Source organism: Halomonas sp. M20 (genome assembly GCF_020622265.1).
Classification (GTDB): domain Bacteria; phylum Pseudomonadota; class Gammaproteobacteria; order Pseudomonadales; family Halomonadaceae; genus Modicisalibacter.
On record NZ_JACNMQ010000004.1, the window covers coordinates 120,177 to 145,691 of the forward strand.

The window sequence follows — 25,515 nt, forward strand, 5'->3', positions numbered from 1 at the left end:
GGCAATCGAGTTCGGGCGTCAGTCTGCTAGAATGGCGCCCATTTCGCAGGCAGTAGAAGGGTTCGACGATGCTCGGCTGGTACCCAGGACACATGAACAAGGCGCGCCGCCAAATCAAGGAGGCGCTGCCGGAAATCGATGTGGTGCTTGAGGTGCTTGATGCCCGCCTGCCCTACTCCAGCGCCAATCCCATGCTCGCCGAACTCACCGAGCACAAGCCGGTATTGAAGATTCTATCCAGGGCGGATCTGGCCGATCCTGCGCGTACCGAGCAATGGGTCGCTCACTTCGACGCCCAGGAAGCCACTCGCGCCCTGGCGGTCACCACCACCAACGCCCGGGAACTCAAGCGCATTCCCAAACTGTGCCATGAACTGGCCGGCAGGGTGCGTGCGGATCGGGATGTGCGGGTCATGGTCATGGGCATACCCAACGTGGGTAAATCGACCCTGATCAATGGCCTGGCGGGCCGCAAGATCGCCAAGACCGGCAATGAACCCGCGGTCACCAAGCGTCAGCAGAAGATTCGTATAGAAGGCCGCATTGCCCTGACCGATACCCCTGGCGTGCTGTGGCCGAAGATCGAGAATCAGGCCAGCGCCTACCGCCTGGCGGCGAGCGGCGCGATTCGCGACACCGCCATCGACTATCTCGATGTGGCGATGATCACCGCTGCGGAGCTTGCCAAACGCTACCCGGATGAGCTGACTGCGCGCTTCAAGCTCAACGAGTTACCGGTTTACGTTCCTGTTTCACAGACCCGCGACGTCGATGCCGACGGCCCGCTCAACCCTGATCTGCTGGCATTAGCGGGCTTCGATGGACAGGCCATCGTCAAGGAGATCGCCAGCAAGCGCGGCGGGCTGCGTCCCGGCGGCGAAGTCGATCTGCATCGCGGCGCCGAGGTACTACTGCACGAACTGCGCGACGGCAAGCTGGGGCGCCTGACCCTGGAAACCCCTGAAGATATTCCTGCATCCGCGCCGGAAGACATGGTGGCGGAATAGGCTCGCACTCACGGCCTATTGAGGCTTTGGCGGCACCGTCGTATCGCGTATGCTGAGCGTGCCTTGCTCATACGTACACGTCGTCAACGGAACCCTCATGTCCATTCAAGACTCTCTCAGCCCCGCACCTCCTACGCATCCGCCTCTCAGAAAATCCCACAAGCTCGAAAACGTCTGCTACGACATTCGCGGCCCGGTACTCGAACATGCCAAGCAGCTCGAAGATGAGGGTCAGCGCATTCTCAAGCTGAACATCGGCAACCCTGCGCCGTTCGGCTTCGAAGCGCCGGAAGAGATTCTTCAGGATGTGATGCGCAATTTGTCGACGGCACAGGGCTATTGCGATTCCAAGGGCCTCTACTCGGCGCGCAAAGCGATCATGCAGGAGTGCCAGCGCAAGAGTATTCCCGGGGTCACCGTCGAGGATATCTACGTTGGCAACGGTGTCTCGGAGCTGATCGTGATGGCTATGCAGGCCCTGCTCAACGACGGCGACGAAGTCTTGATTCCGGCGCCGGACTACCCGCTCTGGACCGCTGCTGCCAATCTCTCCGGCGGCCGCGCGGTGCATTATCTATGCGATGAGCAGGCGGACTGGGCGCCGGATATTGCCGATATTCGCGACAAAGTCACCAGCCATACTCGCGCCCTGGTATTGATCAACCCCAACAACCCCACCGGTGCCGTCTACCCGCCGGAGGTGGTCAAGGAACTCCTGGCAATCGCCCGGGAGCATCACCTGGTGGTGTTTTCCGATGAGATCTACGACAAGATTCTCTATGACGACGTGGAGCACGTTTCCACCGGCGCACTGGCGGACGAAGATCAGCTGGTGGTTACCCTCAATGGTTTATCGAAGAGCTACCGCTGTGCCGGCTTTCGCTCCGGCTGGATGATCTTCTCGGGCAACGCTGCCAAGCATCAGGCCCAGGACTTCATCCAAGGAGTCAACATGCTGGCTTCCATGCGATTATGTGCAAATGTACCGGCCCAGCACGCCATCCAGACAGCTCTTGGGGGTTATCAGTCCATCAACGATTTGATCCTGCCCGGGGGCCGTCTACGCGCCCAACGGGACATCACCCATGAAAAGCTCAACGCCATTCCCGGGGTGTCCTGTGTCAAGGCCAAAGGGGCGCTATACGCCTTTCCGAGGCTTGATCCCAAGGTGTTTAACATTCAAGACGACGAAAAGCTGGTGCTCGACCTGCTATTGCAGGAGAAAATCCTGCTGGTGCAAGGTACCGCCTTCAACTGGCCGAGCCCGGATCATGTGCGCATCGTCACCCTGCCTTGGGCGGATCAGCTCGAGGATGCGCTGGATCGTTTCGCGCGCTTTCTTTCCCGCTATCGTCAATGAGTTCATCGGCCAATACTTGAAACTCGAACCGGCAGGACGCATCTAAACAGCCTAATAACGAAAAAAATGTCATGTTTTACACGACCTAATTATTGATAAACGAGGGCAACAATCCATGATGCGCATCATTCTGTTTCTGGCCACCAACCTTGCAGTGGTGTTGGTGGCCAGTGTCACCCTGCGCCTGCTTGGCGTAGAGCCCTACCTGAACGCCAACGGACTGAACATGAACAGTCTGCTGATATTCTGTTTTGTATTCGGCATGGCGGGCTCCCTGGTATCGCTCTTCATCTCCAAATGGATGGCCAAGAAGAGCACTGGCACTCAGGTGATTGGTACACCAAGCAATGAGACGGAGAAGTGGCTACTCGATACCGTTGGCGAACTGGCCCAGCAGGCCGGCATCAAGATGCCCGAAGTCGGTATCTTCCCGGCCCAGCAATCCAACGCTTTCGCTACCGGTTGGAACAAGAACGATGCTTTGGTCGCAGTCTCCGCCGGCTTGCTCAACCGTATGCGCCCGGAAGAAACACGGGCCGTTCTGGCTCATGAGATCGGCCACGTCGCCAATGGCGACATGGTGACCCTGGCGCTGATCCAGGGCGTGCTCAATACCTTCGTCATGTTCTTCGCACGGGTCGTTGCACAACTGCTGGATAGCTTCCTGCGCCGAGATGATAGCGGCGGCGGATTGGGTTTCATGGGCTATTTTGCGGTGGTCATCGTTGCCGAGATCGTCTTTGGCCTGATCGCCTCGGTGATCGTTGCCTGGTTCTCACGCTTTCGTGAGTATCGCGCCGACGCCGCCGGTGCCAAGTTTGCCGGCAGCGGCGCGATGATCAACGCCCTCGCCCGGCTCAAGACCGAAAGCGAGATGCCGGATCAAATGCCGGAGACTCTGACCGCCTTTGCCATCACGACCGGCCAGACCCGCAAGATCATGGAGAAGCTGTTCGCCAGCCATCCGCCGCTGGATGAGCGCATTCGTGCGCTGAAGGAGTCCGCTTACCGGGAGTAAGCACACTCTAGCCACTCAGCTCCGGCCTTCGTGCCGGAGTTTTTTTTGTAAAAAATAAAAACACACGGCGCAAAATAACCGAAACACGATCCCGGACATGTGTTCAATGCTGCAATGCCATTCGACCTTTTATGCATCTACTTCTACGGTTACTACTAGAAAGATAAGATAATAAGCAAAAGGAAATTTATAGATGGAAAAGCTTGCTCGGAAACTCCGACTACAGACCGACCCCGTCATTTTCTTCGTCTCGGCAGCGATCATGGTGGTGTTTCTTGTCACCTTGCTTCTGATCCCCGACACCATCGAGCAAGCCTTTGGGGCCGGACGCACTTGGATCGTCACCAACCTCGGTTGGTTTTTCATCTTTGGCGTCACTTCCTGGGTAATTTTTCTACTCTGGGTGGCAATAAGTCGCTATGGCATGATTCGCCTGGGAGGCAACGACGCGAAGCCGGACTACGGCAATATTTCCTGGTTTACCATGCTCTTTGCCGGGGGTATCGGCACCGTCTTGATGTTCTGGGGCGTGGCGGAGCCGATTTCCCACTTCTCCAACCCGCCCCACCCGGACGTAGAACCCTTTACCGTGGCAGCCGCGGACGATGCCATCGGCTTTGCGATCTACCATCTCGGCCTGCACACCTGGGCAATCTTCACCCTGCCAGGACTGGCCTTCGCCTATTTCATCTATCGCTACGATCTACCCATGCGCTATAGCTCGGTGTTCTATCCACTGATCGGCGATCGCATCTACGGGCCGCTAGGAAAAACATTGGACGTCTTTGCCGTTCTCGGCACCCTGTTCGGCGTCGCCGTGTCCGTTGGGCTGGGCACCCAGCAGATCAATGCCGGCTTGAGTGAACTGTTCGACATTCCCAATGCGGTCATGCCCAAGGTCATCATCATTGCCGTCCTGACCACCGTCGCCGTAGGCTCCATCGTTGCAGGGCTGGATTCCGGCGTAAAGCTGCTATCCAACATCAACATCGGCATGGCGGTTGGCCTGATGTTTTTCGTGCTGTTTACCGGGTCCACGGTGTTTCTACTGCGGGCCACCATCGAGACCCTCGGTCTTTATATCTACAACATCGTACCCATGGCCTTCTGGAACGATACCTTGGCCCAGTACACCCACGAGGAAGGCGGCTGGGGCTGGCAAGGCAACTGGACCGTCTTCTACTGGGCCTGGACCGTCACATGGTCGCCCTTCATCGGCATCTTCGTCGCTCGCATCTCCCGGGGTCGCACCATTCGCGAGTTCGTTCTCGGCGTTCTCTTTGCGCCTTCTATCTTCACGCTGATCTGGTTCTCGATCTTCGGCTGGTCGGCCATGGAGATCGACGGCATCGGCGCGGAGGCCCGTGCCGCGCTTGGCGATCAGGCCGGCGCACTCTCCGCAGCGGTGGCGGACAGCGTGCCCCTGGCGATGTTCGCCTTCTTCGAGCATTTCCCCTTCGCCACCATCATCAAAGGGCTCGCGGTGGTCATCGTGGCGATATTCTTTGCCACCTCCTCGGATTCGGCCTCTTTGGTAGTCGACATGCTATGTACCGGCACGCCAGAACCCGGCCCGGTGCATCAACGCCTGTTCTGGGGGATTTCCGAAGGGGTGCTGGCGGCAATGCTGATCGTGCTCGCCGGCGAAACCGGCTTGCTCGCCCTGCAGCAGGTGATCACCGTCATTGGCTTGCCAATCTTCATTCTGGCATTCGTCATGATGATCGCGTTGTACCGCGGTTTGACCAGCGAGCATATCAGTAAGGTAACAGTAGGAGAGCCGCCAAGGACGGAGGATTTGTAGATCGCTAGCGCTCTTACTCCTAGCCCAAGGTACTCGGCAGCCATGCTCGTTTCCGCCTTGGGCTTAATCGTCGCCGTGTTATTGGCGAATGGTCATATTTGGGCGGGTACCGACTCTTTCGCATGCCGGCCCTGCGCCATCAGCACATAAAGGGATGGCACCACGAACAGAGTGAACAGCGTGCCGATTGCCATGCCGCCGACCAGCACCAAGCCGATGGAGTTTCGCGCTGCGGCACCGGCGCCGGTTACCAATACCAGCGGGAAATGGCCGGCAATGGTCGCGACACTGGTCATCAACACCGGCCGCAGCCGGATCATCGCCGCCTCGTGTACGGCGTCGAGCTTACTGGCGCCCTGTTGCTGTAACTTATTGGCGAATTCGACGATGAGGATGCCGTTCTTGGCGATCAATCCGACCAGGGTGACCATACCGACCTGGGCATAGATGTTCATCGTCGTGGTCCAGCCGCTGGTCCAGTATGGCATGTTGGGGTCGGGCATCTTCAGCACGGTAAAGATCAGTGCGCCGAACATCGCCAACGGTACCGAGCCGGCCAGGATCACGAAGGGGTCGCGGAACGAATTGAACTGAACAGCCAGCACCAGAAAGATCATCAGTACAGCGAGAGAGAACGCCGGCAGGAACTTATTGCCTTCGGTGCGTAGCTGGCGCGACTCGCCGGTATAATCGAAGCTGTAGCCCGGTGGCAGAATCTCGCGAGCGGTGTCTTCGAGAAAGCCAAGGGCCTCGTCCAGGGTGCGGGCACTCACACCCGAGAGCTTTACCGCGTTGAGCTGCTGAAAGCGATTGAGCGAGCGGGCCACGACCGAGTGCTCGATATGGGCAAACGTGGACAGCGGCACCATCTGGCCATCCGGGCCAATGACGTGAATATTACGCAGCTGTTCGCTATTGAGGCGATCATTGCGCTGGATCAACGGGATCACCTTATAGCTGCGATCATCCATATTGAAACGGTTGATGAAGTCGCCGCCGGTGGCTACGGCAAGATCGGCGCCGACCTGAGACAGACGCAATTCCAGCGCCGCCACCTTATCGCGGTCAAACACCACTGTCGCCTGAGGCTGATCGAGCTTCATATCGATGTCTGGGGGGAAGAAAAAAAGCCCGCTCTGCATCGCTCTTTCCTGCAGCTCCTGGGCAAGCTCGAATAGGCGCTCCGCGTCGGCGGTGGAGGTGATAAGAAACTCCACCGGAAAGTTACTGCCGCCAGGTAGCGCCGGCGGTGTGGTCATGAACATCTGTAGCCCCGGTATCTTCGACACCTCAGTCTGTACCTCCGGCAGGATCTCGGTCACCGTCCGGGTGCGCTCAGCCCAGGGCTTCACTACCACGCCACTGAAGCCATCCGCGCCAATCGTCGCGCCGATCGAAGGAGGAAACAGCAGCTGAAAGGTCAATGCGGACTCCGGAACGTCAAGCATGACCTGTTCGGCTGCCTTGGCGTAGACCGCGTTCTGGTCGGTGGTCGCGTTGGCGGCCGTATTGATGATGCCGAACAGCACACTCTGGTCTTCGGTGGGCGCCAGCTCCTTAGGGGAAAACATGAACATGGGGATGGTGCACAGACTCACCAGAATCCACACTAGATAGACCGCAGGTCGGGCCCTGAGCGTAGCGCCGAGCGCGTGACCATAGGCCTCGCGCAAGTAATCGAAACGATGATTCAGCCAGCCGGTCAAGCCGCGCTCTTCATCCTTGGCACTGCGTAGCAGCGTCGCGGCCATGGTAGGCGAAAGCGTCAGCGCGACCACGCCGGAAATCGCTACCGCGCCCGCCAAAGTGAAGGCGAACTCGCGGAACAGCGCACCGGTCAAGCCGCCCTGCAGGCCGATAGGGATATACACCGCAACCAACGTGACAGTCATGGCGATGATCGGTGCAATGAGCTCCCGCGCACCGAGCATAGCGGCGTCACGTGGCGTGCGGCCCTCGCGCAGATGCCGCTCGACGTTTTCGACCACCACGATGGCATCGTCGACCACCAGGCCGACCGAGAGCACGATGGCCAGTAACGTCAGCAAGTTGAGGGTGAAGCCGAACAGCTGCATCAGGAAAATGCCGCCGACCAGCGATACCGGGATCGCCATTACTGGTACCAGCACCGAGCGCACCGACCCAAGGAACAGAAAGATCACGGCGATCACGATCAGCAGGGTGTCGGTGAGTGTGCCTGTCACCTCGTCGATGGCGTTACTGACATACTCCGAGGCGTCATAGCCAATGCTCGCCTCCAGACCCGCGGGCATGTCACGTTCAAGCCGGCCCAGCTCGGCACGCATGTCATCGATCACCTCGATGATGTTCGCATTGGGCTGCGGAAAGACACCGGCGAACACCGCAGTCTGTCCGGAGTAGCGCACCAGGGTGTCGTAGTCCTCGGCGCCCAGTTCCACATCGGCGATGTCCTGCAGGCGTACGATGGTGTCGTCTTTCTGGTAGACGACCAGGCGACGAAAATCCTCGACGCTGCGTAGATCAGTGTTTGCCACGAGCTGGGTCTGCACCAGCGCGCCCCTGGTGCTGCCGATGGCGGCAAGATAATTGTTGGCTGCCAGCGCCTCGCGCACCTGGGAGGGGCTGACGTGCAGCGCCGCCATGCGCTCGGGCTTGAGCCAGATGCGCATGGCGAAAGTGCGCGCACCGAATATCTCGATGCGTTGTACCCCGGTGACAGCTGACAGCCGCGGCTGCACCACGCGGGTCAGGTAATCGGTGATCTGCTCCTGGGACAGGATATCGGACGAAAAACTCAGATAGGCCGCGGCAAACTCCGAGTCCGCCGATTGCACACTGATCGTCGGCACCTGAGCCTCCACGGGCAGGTCGTTACGCACCTGATCGACTTTCGACGAAATATCGGCCAACGCCTTGGTCGAATCGTAGTTGAGCTTGAGCCGCGCGGTGATGATCGAGATACCCTGCAGGCTCTTCGACTCGACATAATCGATGCCTTCGGCCGCCGCGATGGCGCGCTCCAGCGGCGTGGTGATGAACCCGCGCACCAGTTCCGCACTGGCGCCAACGTACACTGTCGAGATCTGCACCGAAGCGTTTTCACTCAACGGATACTGGCGCACACTCAGCGAATTCCAGGCATTGAAGCCGGCGATGAGGATGATGAGGTTGACCACTATCGCCAGCACTGGGCGGCGGATGAAGATGTCGGTGAAGTTTTGCATGGCGCTGCGCCTCAGGATTCCGGCGGGCGCGGGTCGAGCTCGGCCTTGGGCGCCAGCGTATTGTCGACGACCACCTTCATACCGCTACGCAGTTTGAACACGCCGCTGGTCACTACGACCTCCCCCGCCTCAAGACCATCGACCACATCGACGAAATCACCGCGCGCTCGTCCCAGTCGGACGAACTGCTGACGCAGCCGTTGTTCACTTTTCCCGAGCTTCTCATCCTGGTGTTTTTCGATCACGAACACCGAGTCGCCGTAAGGTGCGTAAAGCACCGCGGTCTCGACGATCGGCAACACTGTTTGCCTGTCAGGCAGCACCACCTCGACATGAGCGAACATGCCTGGGCGCAGCTTCTCCTCGGGATTAACAACCAGTGCACGCACTCGCACGTTGCGTGTCACGGGGTCGACTTCCGGATTCACCGCAATGACCTCGCCGGAAAAGATGTCCTTCGGTGCCGCATCCGTGGTCACACGCATTGCCATGCCCGGATTCAAACGCAGGACCTGTTGTTGCGGGACCGAAAAGTCGACATAGATCGGGTCGAGTGTCTGCAGTGATACGATCGGATCTCCCTCACGCAGAATCTGGCCGAGATTGATTAGTCGCAGTCCCAGGCGGCCAGCAAACGGAGCGCGCACCGCCTTCTTAGCGGTCAGCGCGCGTATGTTGCCGACCTGGGCAACCGTCTCTTTGAACTGGGCTTTGGCGCGATCGACCGCGTCCTTGGAGGCCAGATCACGCTCGCCCAGTTGGCGTACACGCTCGAAGTCGGCCTTGGCCAACGCGGCAGCTGCCTCGGCCGAGGCGAGTTGAGCATCCTCGCTGGCAGTATCGAGCTTCACCAACATGTTGCCCTTCTCGACGACCGCGCCGGACTCGAAGGCGATCCGTACCACGCGACCACCAACTTCAGCGCTTACCGTCACACCCTGAACGGCCGTCACGGTGGCGGTGGCGGCGATGGTCTGCTCCCAGGCTCCCTTATCAAGGGTCATGGCGGTGACGGTCTCGGGGGGTTGCACCATGTTCCTGGAAGCCTCGCCCATTGTCCCGAACTGACCGAACTTGGTATAGACGATGGCACCGACCACGATAGCCACGCCAATAGCGGCAAAGAACAGCTTTTTCAGCATGAAGGCTTCATCCAAGGACCCCAAGGGCCACTGTCCACCAGCGATGGCCTGCAAAGTAGACGCCGATGCGCGGTGCTTACGGCATCAATGAGCGTTCAAATATCTGGAGTATAGTTCAGCCAAGGCTGTGCCGTGGCTCGAAAAAGCTCGATGACCGACGTGAACCCTCCATAGAATCAGCTCGTCGAAGCGCGTCATGGCAGCATCACGTGTCGCCTTCTTCGGTTATTCGATCCAAGAAAAAAGCCCCGCTCCACCTTGCCGCATCTGTACCGCCCAAAGGAAATCGATCGTCTTGCCATCGGGCACGTCATCGCCCCAGCATCCAAGAATACGGGGGGCGCCCAGATTCAGGAACACATGACCGGCTTTGTTGGCATGAGCAATAAACGCCTGCCGCTTGTCTTCCGGACAGCCAACTACGAGTCCGTCGATGTAAGTCGTTATTCCGCTCTTTTTTCGATGGGTTCCAGGTCGTGGTACCAGAATAGCTCCGCGGTGGAGCCACGTAGGTGCAGGTTCCAGCCTCGTACTCGGTAGACGAATGGCAAGAGACATTTTCGACATCGCGATACTATTTCTCGTGCGGTGAGCGCCACGTACCGAACCGTCGCTCACCGAGGGGATGCGAAATCCGGCACCCGGAAGTGGCGCCGGTACGCGCCGGGGGTCAGGCCTGTAGTGCGCTTGAACAGACGCCTGAAGAAAGCCGGGTCCTCGTAGCCGACTCGCCAGCCGATCTCGTCGATTGGGTCCTGGGCGCGTTCTAACCGCCGTTTGGCCTCTTCGATCCTAAGTCGTTGCACATAGGCGAGCGGTGCCAGGCCGGTAGCGAGGGTGAAGCGGCGCTTGAAGGTGCGTTCGGCTAGGTGTGAGCGCTTGATCATCTCCTCGACGGGGCAGGCGACCGAGAAATGGTCTCTTAGCCAGCGCTGTGCCCTGAGAATCTCGCTGTCGCCGTGATCGTCCCGACCCTCAAAGACGATATAGGGAGCGAGACCGTCCTGGTGCCATTGCAAGGCGAAGAATCGGGCGATGGCCTGGGCCGCCGCCGCGCCGGTGTAACGAGCGATCAGATAAAGAACCAAGTCGTGCCAGGTCATCGAAGCGCCGGAACTGATCAGCTCCTCGCGTCGGCCGGTGATCACCAGCACTCGCTCAGGGTGAATGGGAATGGTGGGATAGGTCGCCGCGAATTCACGGGCATAACCGTAATGGACCGTCGCGTCCCTGCCATTGAAGAGCCCCGTTTCGGCGAGCAGGAACAGGCCCGAGCAGGCAGAGCAGAGTACCGCGCCGTCTCGGTGCATGGCAGACAGCCACTCGACCAGCCGTGGGTAACGACCTCGCTGCCAACCATCTAGCTGCAGCAGGATCGAAGGCACGATGACGATATCGGTCGCCGCGATATCGTCGATAGGCCGCTGGACCTCGATCGGTACCCCACTGGCCAGACCAAGCGGCCCGGTCACTTCGCCGACGATCTCGATGCGAAAGGGCGCAGGTCCATCGGACGCCATCATGTCGAAGGCGTTCATCACGTCGTAGATGCCGCTCAGCGTCGAGACCACCGCATCGGGAATCGCGACGAGGCTGACGCGAAAGGGCCCGGATCTTGGCGTTGCGAGTTCGGGGATCATCGCGGGAAGCCCTCGCATGTGCGAAAAATGGCCGAAATGGCACAAACGAACCGATTGTGAGAAATCTGGCTCTGCCTCTGGACCCTCGCGGTTGCGATCATTTCGTCAGCGACGGGATGGTCCCGCCCGCCAAGGTACAGAGGACACGACATCATGAATGCTCAGGCAATCGATCAGCAGAAACTGGACGCCTTCCTGGCGCGGGCCGTCGGCGATCTCTCTGCTGGCTATGGCGGAGTAATGATCAGTATCGGCCACAAGCTTGGTCTCTACCAGGCGATGGCCGAGGCAGGCCCGGTCGGTGCCCGGGATCTTGCCACACGCACGCATTGTGCCGAGCGCTACGTGCGGGAATGGCTGAATGCCCAGGTCGCCGGCGGTTATGCCAACTACCAGCCGGACGACGATAGCTACGAACTCTCCCCCGAACAGGCGGTGGTGCTGGCCGACGCGGAAAGCCCCGTCTTCATTCCGAACGCCTGGCAGGTGCCGGCCTCCATGTGGTTCGACGAGGACAAGGCGGTCGCGGCCTTCCGCAGCGGCGAGGGCGTCGCCTGGGGCGATCATGATGGGCGGCTCTATTGCGGCGTCGCGGCCTTCTACCGCAATGCCTATCGCGGCAGTCTGGTGCCCGACTGGCTGCCGGCTCTCGAGGGTGTGGTCGATAGACTCGCGGCGGGGAGCCGCGTGGCCGATGTCGGCTGCGGTTACGGCCACTCGTCGGTGCTGATGGCGGAGGCCTTCCCGGCATCGGAGTTTCGTGGCTTCGACGTGCATCAGGCATCGATCATCGCGGCGAAAGGACATGCCAGGCAGGCTGGCGTCGACGATCGCGTCGTCTTCGAAACGGCTAGCGCCACCGACTATCCCGGCGGACCATACGACCTCATTTGCTTCTTCGATTGCCTGCACGACATGGGCGACCCGCTGGCGGCGGCCCGGCATGCCGCCGAATCGCTCGACCCCGATGGCACGGTGATGTTGGTCGAGCCATTCGCCAACGACCGTCTGGAGGACAACGTCTCGCCGGTCGCACGCCTCTACTACGCCGCCTCCACGACGCTTTGCTGCGCGCACTCGATCTCCGAGGGCGGGCGACTGGTGCTGGGTGCCCAGGCGGGAGAAACCCGGCTCGCCGAGGTCTTTCGCCAGGCGGGGTTCACCCGTTTCCGCCGCGCGGCCGAGACGCCGTTCAACCTCATCCTCGAGGCCAGGCGCTGACCCCATAGCCCCGAGCACGATGGTCGGGGCTATGGTCGCTTACATGAAAGAAGATAAATACGATCGAGGTGGTGATCGCCGGCACGGCTCTGGCGCTAGTCTGCAACCTGGTTAGACCGATTCTAGCCAGGCCGGCGGACCGGGGCATTGTCCCAGACGATACGCAGCTTGCCCGGCCAATAGCATAGCAACGTCTTTAGGAATGCCACGATGCTTGCGCCGGTGCCGTGCCCGAGGTCCAGTGAAAATAGCTACAGCCTTCGCTCGAGACGGCATCGATGACTATATGACGCAGCGACTGCCCTCGCTTGCCCTTGATCACCGGCGTCTGCCGCACGGAGGCAAAGGTCTTCAGAGGATGCGAGCAGAGATGAAAGCTCGACTCATCGACTAAGATCAGCGTTTCATTCTGCACCTTAGCGTCTTTTTTTAATTCTGGCCGGAGCTGTTCTCGCCAGTGGTCGATGGCGGCTTCGTCACGCCGGCTATCCTGGTGCTTGGGCACTTGCCAGGACAAGCACCATTGCCTAGATAGATCGCTAGTCGACTAGGTACAGTAGTGAACGTCAGTCAGCCGTACGATGGCATCGACAATACGCTGCGTCGTCCAGCGCTGGTCTTCATAGCCGAAGCCTTTCGGCCCCAAGGCTTCGAGCGCCACCAGCACCTTGGCCATCTTCTCGGGAGGAAGACAAGGTGGCCGACCGGATCGCGGCTGTATCTTGAGCGCTTTTTCACCGCATTCTTAGTCCCGAGCGACCCATTGGCTGACAGCGCCTTGAGTCACCTCTAGACGGTCGGCAGCCTTTTGCTGACTCATGCCGTCCTTGACCCATTTGACGGCAAGTGCACGACGGTAGGTTTAAGCAGAATCCAATAGCATAACGATGACGTGTCGAAGATCAGAGTGTGTGCCCAGTCGACAGGCTAACCATTACGATGTTCTCATATCGTCATTATCAGCAGGTTATCGATGGTCAGACCGTGGCAGCGGCTCAGGTAGCCGTGTTCACCGAATGGGAGTGGCCTTTGAATACTCATGATTCAAAATATTGATTCCGAATACCCTAAGGCCATAAGTTTTTTTACTCAGCATCATGCTCACCAATCCAATGGCTTCATTGCGCGGGAGGTTGTCCTTTTATTCGTTGATGAGCCTTTTTCCAATGCTGTGCTTCTTGCCGAAAGACGAGCGATTGTTTGAGTCATCGCATCACTTTGCCCCTCACTATTGGCGAACCTGATATTCAAAGGTTCGTCCATTGATACCCGTTGGGAAAGCGCTTGGGTAAATCTTACCTCAGCACGCTCAGTTATCTCGCTAGCGACCAAAGCTGTCGGTAGAAATAATGCGAAAACGGTGGTGAGAATAAGCGGCTTGATGCTCATGTCAATAACCTCCTATGTGGAGGAAGGGTAAGGATCACCCTACCTGGCATCTAAATTATGCAGCGCCGCCAAACGGGGCACGAATCGATCCGATTAAAGTCCTGTATCAAAGCAATTGTTAATACTTGTCGTGCAGAACTTGTACCTATCCGTTAGAAAACGCTTCATTAGCTTGAATTCGATTTTGTTGATCCGTCATGGAGGTTTGAATGTGCGAACGCAACCAGCGATCGGCAGGATCATTGTCGTGAAGCGCGTTCCAAATCATCGACAGCTCGAAAGTTGGACTATCGAACGGCAAAGTATTCTCGCGTAGCCGTGCATTGGCGGTTAGGGGGGCGGCCACATAATCCGGCACCGTGGCGATAATATCCGTATCCACCAGTTGGGCACTTAATCCACTGAATTCGGGTAGATTCAGCGTGACATGACGCGTGCGTCCCCATTCGGCCAACCGTTCGTCGACGACGCTATTCATCTCGCCCGCACAGGCCACTAGCGCATGCGGACGCTTGCAATAGTCATCCAAGGACAATACTTGCGGATGGCTAGCGGTGCATAGAACGCACAGCTTGCTGCATCGCAGTCTTTTACGTTTGGCGTTAGGAAGCAATTTGCGAGTACAGCCGACACCGACTGAAATTTCATCGGAGTTCAGTAATGTGGGCAAGTTGAGATAGTTGGTACGATGCATGACCAACGCAATATTAGGAGCCTCGAAACGTAAGCGACGTAGCAGTAGAGGAAACAACGACAACTCGACATCATCCGATAAACCAATGTGAAAAATGGTACCGCTGCGGGTGGGGATGAAATGACTAGTGCTACCCAAGGCGCAGGAAATAGCGTCCAGCGCAGGCTGAAGTTGAGTGAATATCTCCCTTGCGCGTGTTGTGGGTTCCATGTTGCAACCAACACGAATGAACAGCTGATCGCCAAACAAAACGCGGAGGCGCGAGAGTGCCGCACTGATGGCAGGTTGACCCAGAAACAGTTTTTCGGCGGTCCGGGTCACGCTTCGCTCGTGCATCAGAGTTTCGAACACGATCAGAAGATTGAAATCGATACGCCGCAGGTCATTGCGATTCATCGAAGGGTTCTCCAAGGTCGGCGCAACGGGCAATATCAACAAAGGCTCTACAACGCAGCTTTATATTATAAATTTAGCAAACTTTGCCTGGACCGGTACCTATTCGGACGGTGATACAAACCGGGACCGGTTACCTTAAAATGGCATCTATAGCTATGCCACCTTACGAAGCAGCTCCGCGAGGTAGCTGTCCCGGCGCAGAAGGAAGTCGTACAAGTGCTTTGGATACGGCATTGCGCACGGAAGCACGCCTCGAAAGTGCTGACCGATAGGCGTGAACGTGTACGAGTCCGTCGAGTAAGCCGAATCCGCCGGCCGTATCGAAGGTGATGAGGTAGCAAAATACCGGAACCAGGCTGATTTGTTGGCGCTTGCCTGCGGTGTATGCACGTCTTTACCCCTCATGCTAAGGGCGATTCTAAACCGAAGACGATTGGCGTGCCCGGCACGCGGGATGCACCGCCCTGAAATCAAGCCTTAACGGTGACTCAGAAAAAACCCCTTTCTTTTCCGACACCGGTGCTTCCATTGTCGCGCCGACAGTGCTTGGTAAACAGAAGCTATAGGCCATCAAAAAGCAATCTGTAACCCCCCTCCAGCGATATTCTACTCTCTGAAGGGTTTGCCACTGACGACTATACAGCTTCGGTAAATTCATACACGACCATCGAATGGCGGAATGCCGACGTCACGACGATGAATTCCTACAACATCTCTCCGATTTACCACGACATCTCTCCGATTTACCACGCTAGTCACCACGCTCGTTCCCACGCTCAGGGCAAAGAATAACTCTGCGACGTTCAACAGCACTATAAATCTGTTGGTGTTGTTGACACATGCAAACAACAACTAACTCAAGGGAGTTATTAATCATGAAACGCAATTTAATCACGACAGAGATTGCCTCGATTTCTTCTATTATCAAGGCCAGACATCTATTCACAACTGGCGCCATCACGCTCTCAATGCTTGCTACATTGGGCACTGCAGTACTTTGGGACACTGATGCCAATCTGGCCCATGCGCAAACGAATGCAGATCGCTTCGATATCAGCGACGTACTGGTGGAAGAAAGCGAAAGCGGGCAAGTCAGGGCACAAGATGTCGCCCTTGACCCGGCCGGCAATCGCTATGTCCTGGGAAACTTCACCGGCACCGTGCTATTCGGTGAAGGCCGAAGCGCGCAGGAGCTTGAAGGCACAAACGGTGACTTCTTCGTCGCGAAATACGACACGGATGACAACCTGATCTGGGTACAGAAGTTTGATGTGTTCGTCAGCCAAACTCAGCTTTTTACACAACCCACCGGTATCAAATTTGACGACAAGTTTGGCAACATCTTTATCGTCGGCGTTTTTGGAGGTCGCCTGGTGATTGGCTCGCAGAGTCTGGTTTCCGATATCAATGCCAACGGTTTCGTGGCCCAGCTTGATCCAGAAACAGGCGAGGCAAAATGGGCAAATCAGATCGCCAGCGACAGGTTGGTCACCGTAAGCGATCTCAGTACCAACGGCAATCTTGCAGTGACGGGTGCGTTCAACGGCATCGCCGATTTCCAAGGACAGTCTAATTCCGGGAAGTCCCTGCTAGCACTTTCCCCGAACGACTCGGATATGTACACGGCCATCTACGCCTTCGATGGTTCTGTCGACTTCGTTCTCCAAGCTGGCGGCGATGAGGCAGAGGGAACAAGCGTCGACTTTGGACCGGGTACAATTCACGTTGGGGGTGATTTTCTGGGCACGATACAATTTCCGGATCGAACCGGACAACAGCCCACAGAGCTGACCAGCAGCGGAAAAACCGACGGCTTCGTGGTGAGCTACACTACCTCGGGTCAGGAACGGTTTGTGACCCAGTTTGGCGGTACGCAATCGGATAGCGTTCGCCAAGTGGTCAATAAAGGTTTCCACGTCTACGCAGCGGGTAATTTCAGAGACGAGGCCAGTATTGGAGAAACTGCACTTACAAGCCGCGGCGAAACCGACATTTTTATCGCACAGATAAATCGTTTTAACGGACTGGTTCAGACGGTTACTCAAGCAGGCGGTAGGAAAAAGGATTTCATCCATAACCTGGACGCCGATACCAGTAAAAAAGTGGGTGGCGCGATTTTCATTGGCGGTGAATTTTTCAGTCAATCGATGGTTATTGGTAAGGATTCCGCCACCGTTGTTATAAAGGATCCTAACGATAACCCGCTCAAGGATGCCACCTTCCTCGCCGGCTTATCTGTCGACAACGACCAAATTCAGCCGTCGTTCGGCCAGGCGGTGGAGGGAGAGTTCGTGTCACGAAATCTTACGGTGGACGACGGTGGCGAGAACCTGTTCTTCCCCGGTCGATTCAGCACCGCGGTCGCTTTTGGCGAGGGTGCTCGCAAGATCGAATTACCGTCACCTAGCGGTCAATCCGCAATGGCTGTCGCGCACTTCGTCCCGGCAACGGATGAAGGCAGTGAGGCATCCATCTTTCATCTCAGCTCGAGCTCGAGCGGCAATGTCGATGGTATCGATTTCCGAGACGAGGATGTGTTGGCGTTCAGTCCTCAGCGGCAGCGCTGGACAATGCTCATCGACGGCTCGGACATCGGCCTTGGGTCGGTGGATATCGATGCCTTCCACGGCCGCTCGGATGGCACCATGCTGTTGAGCGTCGACAAGCCTGTTTCACTACCTAGGGTCGGCGAGGTTGACGACTCGGACATACTGCTTTTCACGCCGGAGCAATTGGGTAAAGTAACCACTGGCACCCTACGAATGTTTTTGCGCGGGGCCGATGCCGGATTGACCACAAACGGTGAGGATATCGACGCGATTACTTCTGACACTGAGGGTCGGTTGGTGATCAGCACCTTGGGTAAGGCCAACGTGCCAGGCCGTAATGGCGCGCTCTCTGCCCAGGACGAGGATCTATTGGTGCACAATGGCAATGTCTGGGAACTGCTGTTCGACGGATCGGATATCGGTCTTGAGTTGAGTACGGAAGACGTCAAGGGCGCCTCGGTGGACGCCAGCGGTAGTATGGCGTTCACGACCCTAGGGTCATTCAAGATTGATGGCTTAAGCGGTGATGCCGATGACCTCGTCAACTGTGAGCTTACAGGTACCGGCGAAAACACCACGGTGAGTGAGTGCGCTCTCTTGTTCGACAGCGGGGCCAATGGCATGGCGAACGAAGTCGTCGATGCCCTCTCCATCGTCCGGGTGGCAGCCGGCGGTACCGCAGCCACCAAGTAAGTCATCTAGTGTAAGCAATCGACCCAGTTGAGCACGGTTCGCGCCGTGCTCAACGACTTGTCGAAGCAATGTAAAACGAACCTGTCTCTTTTCGGCAATCTTCGTATCAAACCGCACTCTGTTCGTCGGTCAGATGGATCCAACCGATATGATCCGTTTTAGTCGTGGTAAGAAAATAAGCATTTATAAAAAATTATAACGCTAGCTTGTGGAATCGCGCTGCTTAGCCCTACTTCGTAATGAACCCTCTCACCGCTTCGACAAACTGCTGGGCCGCCGGCTCACGACCCAACAGCAGATGACCATCGCTTTCCAAGCTCATGAACTGCGCGTTGGGAATAGAGGCTGCGATCTCGCGGCCCGAGCTGACCGGGATGCGCCCGTCTCGTTGCGAGTGAATGACCAAGGTGGGTACGCGCACATTGGCCAGGCGATGGCGCACGTCAACGTCGCCGAAGGCCGAGAGGAAACGCGCCGCGTTCTCCGGCGAGGTGGTGCGCCGCTGAAATTCATTGAACCATTGCAACTCATCGAAAGTGGCACTGGGCATAAAGGTCGAGGAAAAGATCTGGCGATAGGCCGGGTTGTCCTGCCCCCAACCGCTTTCCGTCAAGGTCAATAAGGCCTCGCGTTCCTTGATGGTCTGAGGCGACGCGTGGATACGCCATCCGGCGGCATAGGCGCCGAACAGGATCAGGTGCGAGACTCGCTCAGGATGGCGCACCGCATACTCGATCGATACCGCGGCGCCTTGGGAGATACCCAATAGCGCAAAGCGCTCAAGGCCGAGATTGTCGATCACCGTCTCGAGATCCGCCACGAAGACCTCAAAGGAAATCTCACCTACGTCCCAATCCGATAAGCCGTTACCGCGTTCATCGTAGCGTAGCAGCAGATGTTCGCTGGCGAGTTCACGAAATAGCGGACTCCAGATTGGTGCATCCCAGTCAAGTTCCAGATGCGTCAACCAGTTCGCAGCCTTGACCAATGGCGTGCCCTTGCCGACACAGGCATAGGCGATACGCACTCCATCCTTGGCAGTGCAGAAGCGAATTTTCTGATGGGCCAGCAGCTGTCGGGCAAGAGGTGCCGCCGATTCCTGAAAGGCGACGCTTGGCGTGGTATTGGATTTCACTGGCCACTGAATTCCGGCGCTGCGAAAGCGTCGATCCAGCTCCCCAGACAAGGCGTCGGCCTCTTGATCGAACCTTAGCTGACGAAGGCGAAACAGGAGTTCGGCGCCCGCTACAGGATTGTATGGATCCGCACTGAGCCATTCCCTGTTCCAGGGTAAGGCGTGATCCGGTGACAAATCCACGTGGGTAGCCAGCCGTTGTGTCATACGGGTTTGAAGACGATCTTTCTCTTGACGCTCAGCAGTCAGCCAGCGCTGAAAGAGTTCCTGGTTCGGCAGATCGATGCCGTCGAGTAGCGGTTGTTGTAAACGCGCCGCCATTTCGATCAGCTCCGCAGCTTGTAGATCAGGTTGTTTAAGCCGAGCTGCCAGACGGTGAATATCGATCTCGATCTGAAGTTCCAGGAAGGTGACGCGTTCTCGATCCGCGACCAATCGTTCGATAGTGGCGTCATTGACCACTAAACGCAGCTTGCACAGCGACCATCTTAACGCACCACGCGGATCGTCCGGCACTTCCCAGAACATCTCACACAGTCGGTCGCGCCGCTGAGGTCGAGCAGTCAGCACAAGATACACCAGTAAGGCACGGGTTTTCTTCGACGCCGGCAAGGGCACGTATTCGCCATCTCGGTTCACCGCCAGTTCGCCCAGGGTTCGAATCGTGAGCTCAGACATCGTTCGTACTCACAGGATGGCCTTATTACCTACAGTCTCGTCGGCTTTTGATCAAAATTCCACGCTGGTTACAACGCTGAGTACAACGATTGGCGCATAAATTCTGTGTTGCGAGCTCGGCACGGGGCCGGACTCAAGAACGAGATACACCATCATGAATCGTCACATGAAAACTCTACCCCAATCCTCCGGCGAATTGTTTCTAACCGATGGCGGTCTGGAGACGGATCTGATCTTTAACCACGGTATCGAAATTCGCGAGTTCGCGGCGCACACCCTGCTTTCCAGCGCAGCGGGCCGCCATGCCCTGGCCGAGTATTTTCGCGGCTTTTTGTCTCTCGCTCGAGAGTGCGGGACCGGCTTCATCCTTGATGCCCCGACCTGGAAGGCCCATAGCCACTGGGCACAGGATCTGGGCGCCACGGAAGCCGAGCTGCGCACGGCGAACCTTGAAGCCGTGAACTTCATCGCTACGCTACGCGACGAATTCGCCGGTAACCAAGGCCCCACCGTGCTCAACGCCGTCATCGGCCCCAAGGGTGACGCCTATGCGCCGGAAACCCTGCTGAGTGCTTCCGAGGCCGAGGAGTATCACGCCCAGCAGCTCCACTGGCTTACGGACAGCGAGGTTGAGATGGTCTCGGCGCTCACCTTCACCCAGGCCGAGGAAGCCACAGGCATCGTTCGGGCGGCGGATAAGGCCGGCCTGCCCATTGTCGTCTCCTTCACCGTGGAGACCGATGGTCGGCTACCCACCGGCCAGCCCCTGGGCGAAGCCATTCAAGAGGTGGACGCAGCGACCCGCCAGGCGGCGGCCTACTTCATGGTCAACTGTGCGCATCCAGAGCATTTTATTGACGCCCTCACTGACGACGAATGGACGCGCCGCATCAAGGGGCTGCGCTGTAACGCCTCGCGCTGCAGCCATGCCGAATTGGACGCCGCCGAGGAGCTCGATGCGGGTAATCCTCTGGAGCTGGCAGCGCAGTATGGCTCGCTGGTCGCAAGAATGCCTTGGGTCAACGTACTCGGTGGCTGCTGCGGCACGGATCTGCGCCATGTCCATGCGATCGCTGCGGCTTTCACCTCCGGCGACGCCATGGCGAGCTGAGTCGATCAATGAACCGGGGCGCCGATAACGCCCCGACAATAGGATACCTATCATGAAAGCAACGACATTCACTCTGACTTCTGCGGCGCTTCTCGCCACCGCGATCAGTACTGCATCCCTCGCTCATGAGGACGCGCGCAAGACGGAACTCTTCAAGCCCGGCGTTGGCTTCGCCGGCGAGCGTACCGAGCCGACAGCTGACTTCGCTGCCCGAGTGCCTCTCTACGAAGGGCTCGGTAAGCGCAGTTACAAGATCACGACTCGCAGTTCACAAGCCCAGGCGTATTTCGATCAAGGCTTGAAGCTCGCCTGGGGCTTCAATCATGCCGAGGCGCGGCGCGCATTCCGGGAGGCTCAGCGGCTCGACCCAAGTTGCGCCATGTGTTTCTGGGGCGAAGCCTTCGTCCTTGGCTCCAATATCAATGACGCCATGCACCCAGAGGCCATTACGCCGGCATTTGAGGCCATCACTCAAGCAATGACACTAAAGAATGCCGCGACGCCCAGGGAACAGGCGCTAATCGAGGCGCTGGCTGTGCGCTATGCCCCAGATCCGGATACGGATCGTGTGACACTGGATCAGTCCTGGGCAGATGCCATCCAGGCGGTCGCCCAGCGCTATCCAAGCGATTCGGATATCCAGGTGCTCTATGCCGATGCACTGATGAATCTGCAACCCTGGGATTATTGGGAAGCGGATGGCACTACCCCCAAGGGCCATGCGGCGGCTATCGTCGCCACTCTGGAGCGTGCGCTCGTCGTCGCGCCGGGTCATCCCGCGGCAGCGCATCTCTATATCCACGCGGTGGAAGCTTCCGCGACCCCGGAACGCGCGGAACCTCACGCGGACACCCTGCGCGGCGCGATGCCGGGAGCCGGTCATCTAACGCACATGCCGGCGCATATCTACAGCCGGGTCGGGCGCTATCAGGATTCGCTGGCGGTCAACCGCGACGCCATCGCCGCGGACGAGCGGATGCTGGAAGCGATGGGCGGTGCCGCCAGTCCGCTCTATCGCTTCGGCTACTACCCGCACAACGTGCACTTTTTGATGGTGGCCGCCCAGCTGTCCGGGGCCAAGGACGATGTTTTGATATCCGCCGAGAAACTCGGCGCCATCACCTCGAACGAGGTATCCGCGGAGTTCGGCTGGGTGCAGGCGATCAAGACAGCGCCCTATTCTGCCCACGCTCAGTTCGCGGAGCCCGAGGCCATCCTGGCGCTGGCTGACCCCGGCAACCGCTTCCCCTTCGTCAAGGGCTATTGGCACTATGCCCGGGGTGTGGCCTTCGCCCGACTGGGCCGTATTGATGATGCGTTAACGGAAGTTTCAGCCTTGAACGCGCTTTACACCAACGCCGACCTGGAAGGGCTCGAGGCTCAATACGTCCCGGCGCGTACCCTGCTCGAGATCGCCAAGCACGTTGTCGAAGCGCGGGTCGAACAATCTCGGCAGAACTACTCGGCTGCCGAGCATCATTTGCAGGAAGCGATTACCCTGGAGGATGCCATCGCCTATATGGAACCGCCCTACTGGTACTACCCGATCCGACAGACCCTGGCTGCGGTACAGCTCCAGGATGGCCGAGTACAGGAGGCGATCATGACTTTCCATCAGGCGCTGGCGAAGCAGCCGAAAAATGGCTGGGCGCTATGGGGGCTAATGCAGGCGCAGCAACAGGCCGGGGATGCCTCGGTCAAGCAGACCGAGCGTGAGTTTGGCCGGGTATGGCTTGGTGACCGCTCCCTGTTGGCCTTGGATCGGCTGTGATGCCTATTTCATGACCGGCCAGCGATATCGCTGGCCGGTCTGGGTAATGAGTGGATGGCTAACAGATTTTAGTTTAGCCCAGCACCTCAATTGGCATCCCTACCTCCAGTTCACCCCCGGTCAGCACCACCAGATTCTGGCCGAACTCGACCTGTCCGGTTAACCCCCGACGATAATCCGCCAGAGTGCGCAGGGGTTCGCGTTTATCGATGAAGGTACCGGTGTCTGGGTCGACGGTAATCATGGCGCAACGGGTACAGGGTTTGCGCACCGCGAGTTCCGTTTCACCGATGCGCAGCAAATGCCATTTGTCTTCAGCAAAGGGTAAGCCGCCAGACATCACCAGATTAGGGCGAAACTGAGCCATGACATGCGCGCCCGAGGCACGCTGATTGAGATCTTCGAGAGACGCTTCACCAATCAGCATCAAGGGGAAGCCATCAGCAAAACTAAGCCGTTTGCCGATGGCCTGGCTATAGCGCGGCGAGCGCTCGCCGAGCCACAAGAAGCGAGCCGGTTCGCCAAGCGCCTGTTCGCACCAGCAGTCCGCCTCCAGCGTGGTGGTCAACGCCCGAAAACTGTCATTCCACACTTGAGTCGTAAAGGGCTCTTTTTCGAACGAGTCGAACTCAAGTGCCAAAGGCTCAAGTGCGGGGTGGTGCAACACCACCCCTGTATCGCTCAGCTCTGCGCGGATGGTCACCAACTGGGGATGAGAACGTGCAGTAAGAAAGACGCCGTCGGGTCTTGCCAGCATGAAGCGTCGATCACCTGCGATCCCCTCTTCGCCTACGACGGCACGATCCAACGACTCACCTGCGGTGGATTTGATCGGATAGCGATAGAGTGCTGACAGGTGCAAGGTATCGGAGGGCATTGGTCAATTCTCTAGTCATGGATGCATCTCTCATGATGACAATACGCTGTCACTTGCCGGCAAGCTTGAGCTTGAAGCCAAAACCTTCAATGGCGTCGCGCAGGTCGCCGCTATTCTTCTTCAACTCCACCCTCAAGGTCGAAAACTCTCGGCGTACCGGATATTCAGCGCGATAGCGGTCAAACGCTTGGGTCAGGCCCAGCCGCTGGCGATAACGATCGAAGCCGAGCATGTCGCGTCGCACGTCGTAGCAGGCTCGCACGCATAGCGACAGCGCCTCCATGGGCGGTGCCGATCCTGACAGTACGATCTTGCGCAGCCAGTTGTCCGGTTTGATCTGACCGAGCTTGCGCCGCGCGGGCAACCCGAAATGCCTCATCATGGCCTGATAGACCAGTTCGGTGCCGCGCATCTTGCCATCCAGGCTATAACCGGCAATATGGGGGGTGGCGATATCCACCAGATCACAAAGCACTTGATCAATGGCAGGCTCGTTTTTCCACACATCGAGCACGGTACTCAGATCCGCTCGTTCCTCGAGACGCTGACGCAATGCCATGGTATCGATGCAGGTGCCCCGCCCGGTATTGATCAGAAGCGTTCCCGGTTTCAGCGCGGCTATGCGCGTCGCGTCCAGCAGATGACGAGTGGGATGCTCCCCTTCGTTGGTCAAGGGCGTGTGCAGGCTGACGATGTCGGCACGCTTGATCACGGTGTCGATATCGAGGAAATCGTCGCGATTTTCCTGCTTCGCCCGAGGGGGATCGCAGATCAGACAGGTGACGTCGAGTTCTTCGAGACGCTGGCGCAAACGATCACCCACATTGCCGGCACCGACGATGCCGACGGTACGCTCCGCCAGCACGAAGTCCTGCTCCTCCGCCAGCATCAACAGGCTGGACAGCACATAGTCCACCACGGATTCGGCATTGCAGCCTGGGGCACTGGCAAAGCCGATCTGTCTTTTCCGAAGATAATCCATATCCACATGATCGGTGCCAATGGTACAGGTACCCACAAAGCGCACGCTGGAGCCTTCCAGCAGCGCGGCATCGACCTGGGTGATGGAACGTACCACCAGAATATCCTGGTCGCGTACGGCATCATTATCGATCTCGCGGCCCGGCATGCGGGTGATCTCACCCAGTTCACCGAAGAACTCCTCCGCTAAGGGCACGTTCTGATCCACTAGTAGGCGCATGGGATAACTTGCTCCTTGTTCGCAGCCTGAAAGGGTCTTTGCAAAATGCCTGCACTCGGCAACACAGCGTTGAAATTGTCCTGGTGCGCCAGCCCGGTCAAAATGCTCATTTACCCCGCGTAAACTGCGCTTTTTGACTCGCAACGTCCATGTTGCTCGCTCTTCGAGCAGCTAGCGCTGTCCAAATCGGCAATCCTGCCGATTTGTCGTCCAATTTCGACTTGTTTTGCCTTCGTTCGCCTGTTTTGTAAACACCCTTTGGGGGCAGTTACAATATTGCCGCCATATTAGGCCGCGCTTTCAAGCGCCACAAGGATAAAGCCGCCTGCCAAGGAGACTCCGTGATCGTCCGCTGGGAAAGTAATCATGACTACGTGCTTGTGCATGTCCACCAGGACATGCTCGGCGACTGGATATTCAGTCGCGCCTGGGGCCAGATCGGCACCCAGTTCGGCGGGCTCAAGCATCAGGTAGCCGGCAGTCACGATCAGGCGATGATGTGGCTCGAAGACGTTGCCAATATCCAAGGGGCACGAGGCTTTCACAAGGTGCTCGAGGCGAGCGACGAAAGTCCCGAGGGCCGCGATGCGGTTCAACAGCTGTCGCTGCTCGACTTCTGATTG

At 58.0% G+C, this 25,515-nt stretch carries 20 protein-coding genes and 1 pseudogene; 9 read left to right on the top strand and 12 right to left on the bottom strand.

Annotated features, from left to right (window positions below; genetic code table 11):
- The first annotated feature begins 68 nt into the window (after positions 1 to 68).
- The 4 genes from ylqF (at position 69) to H7850_RS11865 (ending at position 5,189) form a co-directional block, all read left to right on the top strand.
- Positions 69 to 1,007 carry a ribosome biogenesis GTPase YlqF gene (gene ylqF / locus H7850_RS11850; RefSeq protein WP_227369745.1) on the top strand — a complete coding sequence of 313 codons (939 nt, stop codon included), beginning with the start codon at positions 69 to 71 and terminating at the stop codon, positions 1,005 to 1,007.
- A gap of 97 nt (positions 1,008 to 1,104) precedes the next feature.
- Positions 1,105 to 2,367, top strand: coding sequence for a pyridoxal phosphate-dependent aminotransferase (locus H7850_RS11855; protein ID WP_227369746.1), 1,263 nt, complete (start codon positions 1,105 to 1,107; stop codon positions 2,365 to 2,367).
- Positions 2,368 to 2,482: 115 nt separating this feature from the next.
- Positions 2,483 to 3,385, top strand: a complete 903-nt coding sequence (gene htpX, locus H7850_RS11860; protein WP_227369747.1) for a protease HtpX — start codon at positions 2,483 to 2,485, stop codon at positions 3,383 to 3,385.
- Between the two features lie 193 nt (positions 3,386 to 3,578).
- Positions 3,579 to 5,189 (top strand): BCCT family transporter, encoded by a 1,611-nt coding sequence (locus tag H7850_RS11865; protein WP_227369748.1) that lies wholly within the window; start codon positions 3,579 to 3,581, stop codon positions 5,187 to 5,189.
- Positions 5,190 to 5,281: 92 nt separating this feature from the next.
- Here the strand turns inward: H7850_RS11865 and H7850_RS11870 are convergent, their stop codons facing one another.
- From H7850_RS11870 to H7850_RS11885, 4 genes are all read right to left on the bottom strand, one after another.
- Positions 5,282 to 8,395, bottom strand: a complete 3,114-nt coding sequence (locus tag H7850_RS11870) for an efflux RND transporter permease subunit (RefSeq protein ID WP_227369749.1) — start codon at positions 8,393 to 8,395, stop codon at positions 5,282 to 5,284.
- A gap of 11 nt (positions 8,396 to 8,406) precedes the next feature.
- Positions 8,407 to 9,561, bottom strand: a complete 1,155-nt coding sequence (locus H7850_RS11875; protein WP_227369750.1) for an efflux RND transporter periplasmic adaptor subunit — start codon at positions 9,559 to 9,561, stop codon at positions 8,407 to 8,409.
- Between the two features lie 201 nt (positions 9,562 to 9,762).
- Positions 9,763 to 10,104 (bottom strand): DUF1428 family protein, encoded by a 342-nt coding sequence (locus H7850_RS18325; RefSeq protein WP_413614157.1) that lies wholly within the window; start codon positions 10,102 to 10,104, stop codon positions 9,763 to 9,765.
- 47 nt (positions 10,105 to 10,151) lie between these two features.
- Entirely contained in the window at positions 10,152 to 11,177 is a 1,026-nt protein-coding gene (locus H7850_RS11885; RefSeq protein WP_227369752.1) for a GlxA family transcriptional regulator, read from the bottom strand.
- A 153-nt stretch (positions 11,178 to 11,330) separates the two neighbouring features.
- On the opposite strand from H7850_RS11885, the gene H7850_RS11890 reads away from it, so the two are divergent.
- The gene (locus H7850_RS11890; RefSeq protein ID WP_227369753.1) at positions 11,331 to 12,398 is read left to right on the top strand and encodes a class I SAM-dependent methyltransferase; all 1,068 of its coding nucleotides are present in this window, start codon (positions 11,331 to 11,333) and stop codon (positions 12,396 to 12,398) included.
- A 196-nt stretch (positions 12,399 to 12,594) separates the two neighbouring features.
- Here H7850_RS11890 and H7850_RS11895 read toward each other — a convergent pair whose 3' ends face one another.
- From H7850_RS11895 to H7850_RS11910, 5 genes and pseudogenes are all read right to left on the bottom strand, one after another.
- The gene (locus tag H7850_RS11895) at positions 12,595 to 12,915 is read right to left on the bottom strand and encodes a hypothetical protein (RefSeq protein WP_227369754.1); all 321 of its coding nucleotides are present in this window, start codon (positions 12,913 to 12,915) and stop codon (positions 12,595 to 12,597) included.
- A gap of 30 nt (positions 12,916 to 12,945) precedes the next feature.
- Positions 12,946 to 13,074: a hypothetical protein gene (locus tag H7850_RS18120; RefSeq protein ID WP_264477373.1), complete on the bottom strand. Its 129-nt coding sequence runs from the start codon at positions 13,072 to 13,074 to the stop codon at positions 12,946 to 12,948.
- 69 nt (positions 13,075 to 13,143) lie between these two features.
- A pseudogene (locus H7850_RS18330) lies at positions 13,144 to 13,245 on the bottom strand (hypothetical protein); the annotation flags it as partial.
- A 254-nt stretch (positions 13,246 to 13,499) separates the two neighbouring features.
- Positions 13,500 to 13,787: a hypothetical protein gene (locus H7850_RS11905; protein WP_227369755.1), complete on the bottom strand. Its 288-nt coding sequence runs from the start codon at positions 13,785 to 13,787 to the stop codon at positions 13,500 to 13,502.
- A gap of 145 nt (positions 13,788 to 13,932) precedes the next feature.
- Positions 13,933 to 14,877, bottom strand: coding sequence for a LysR substrate-binding domain-containing protein (locus tag H7850_RS11910; protein WP_227369756.1), 945 nt, complete (start codon positions 14,875 to 14,877; stop codon positions 13,933 to 13,935).
- Between the two features lie 875 nt (positions 14,878 to 15,752).
- Between H7850_RS11910 and H7850_RS11915 the strand changes: the two genes are divergently transcribed.
- On the top strand, positions 15,753 to 18,119 hold the full coding sequence (locus H7850_RS11915) for a hypothetical protein (RefSeq protein WP_227369757.1): 2,367 nt from the start codon (positions 15,753 to 15,755) through the stop codon (positions 18,117 to 18,119).
- Positions 18,120 to 18,348: 229 nt separating this feature from the next.
- Here the strand turns inward: H7850_RS11915 and H7850_RS11920 are convergent, their stop codons facing one another.
- Entirely contained in the window at positions 18,349 to 19,932 is a 1,584-nt protein-coding gene (locus tag H7850_RS11920) for an alpha/beta hydrolase (protein ID WP_227369758.1), read from the bottom strand.
- Positions 19,933 to 20,098: 166 nt separating this feature from the next.
- On the opposite strand from H7850_RS11920, the gene H7850_RS11925 reads away from it, so the two are divergent.
- Together H7850_RS11925 and H7850_RS11930 are read left to right on the top strand one after the other, a co-directional pair.
- Positions 20,099 to 21,043, top strand: coding sequence for a homocysteine S-methyltransferase family protein (locus H7850_RS11925; RefSeq protein WP_227369759.1), 945 nt, complete (start codon positions 20,099 to 20,101; stop codon positions 21,041 to 21,043).
- 52 nt (positions 21,044 to 21,095) lie between these two features.
- Positions 21,096 to 22,814 carry a tetratricopeptide repeat protein gene (locus H7850_RS11930; RefSeq protein WP_227369760.1) on the top strand — a complete coding sequence of 573 codons (1,719 nt, stop codon included), beginning with the start codon at positions 21,096 to 21,098 and terminating at the stop codon, positions 22,812 to 22,814.
- A 73-nt stretch (positions 22,815 to 22,887) separates the two neighbouring features.
- On the opposite strand, the gene H7850_RS11935 is transcribed toward H7850_RS11930, so the two are convergent.
- Both H7850_RS11935 and pdxB read right to left on the bottom strand, forming a co-directional pair.
- Positions 22,888 to 23,691 (bottom strand): MOSC domain-containing protein, encoded by an 804-nt coding sequence (locus tag H7850_RS11935; RefSeq protein ID WP_227369761.1) that lies wholly within the window; start codon positions 23,689 to 23,691, stop codon positions 22,888 to 22,890.
- A 49-nt stretch (positions 23,692 to 23,740) separates the two neighbouring features.
- Positions 23,741 to 24,892 (bottom strand): 4-phosphoerythronate dehydrogenase PdxB, encoded by a 1,152-nt coding sequence (gene pdxB / locus H7850_RS11940; protein ID WP_227369762.1) that lies wholly within the window; start codon positions 24,890 to 24,892, stop codon positions 23,741 to 23,743.
- Between the two features lie 341 nt (positions 24,893 to 25,233).
- Between pdxB and H7850_RS11945 the strand changes: the two genes are divergently transcribed.
- The gene (locus H7850_RS11945; RefSeq protein WP_227369763.1) at positions 25,234 to 25,512 is read left to right on the top strand and encodes a hypothetical protein; all 279 of its coding nucleotides are present in this window, start codon (positions 25,234 to 25,236) and stop codon (positions 25,510 to 25,512) included.
- Positions 25,513 to 25,515: the final 3 nt, after the last annotated feature.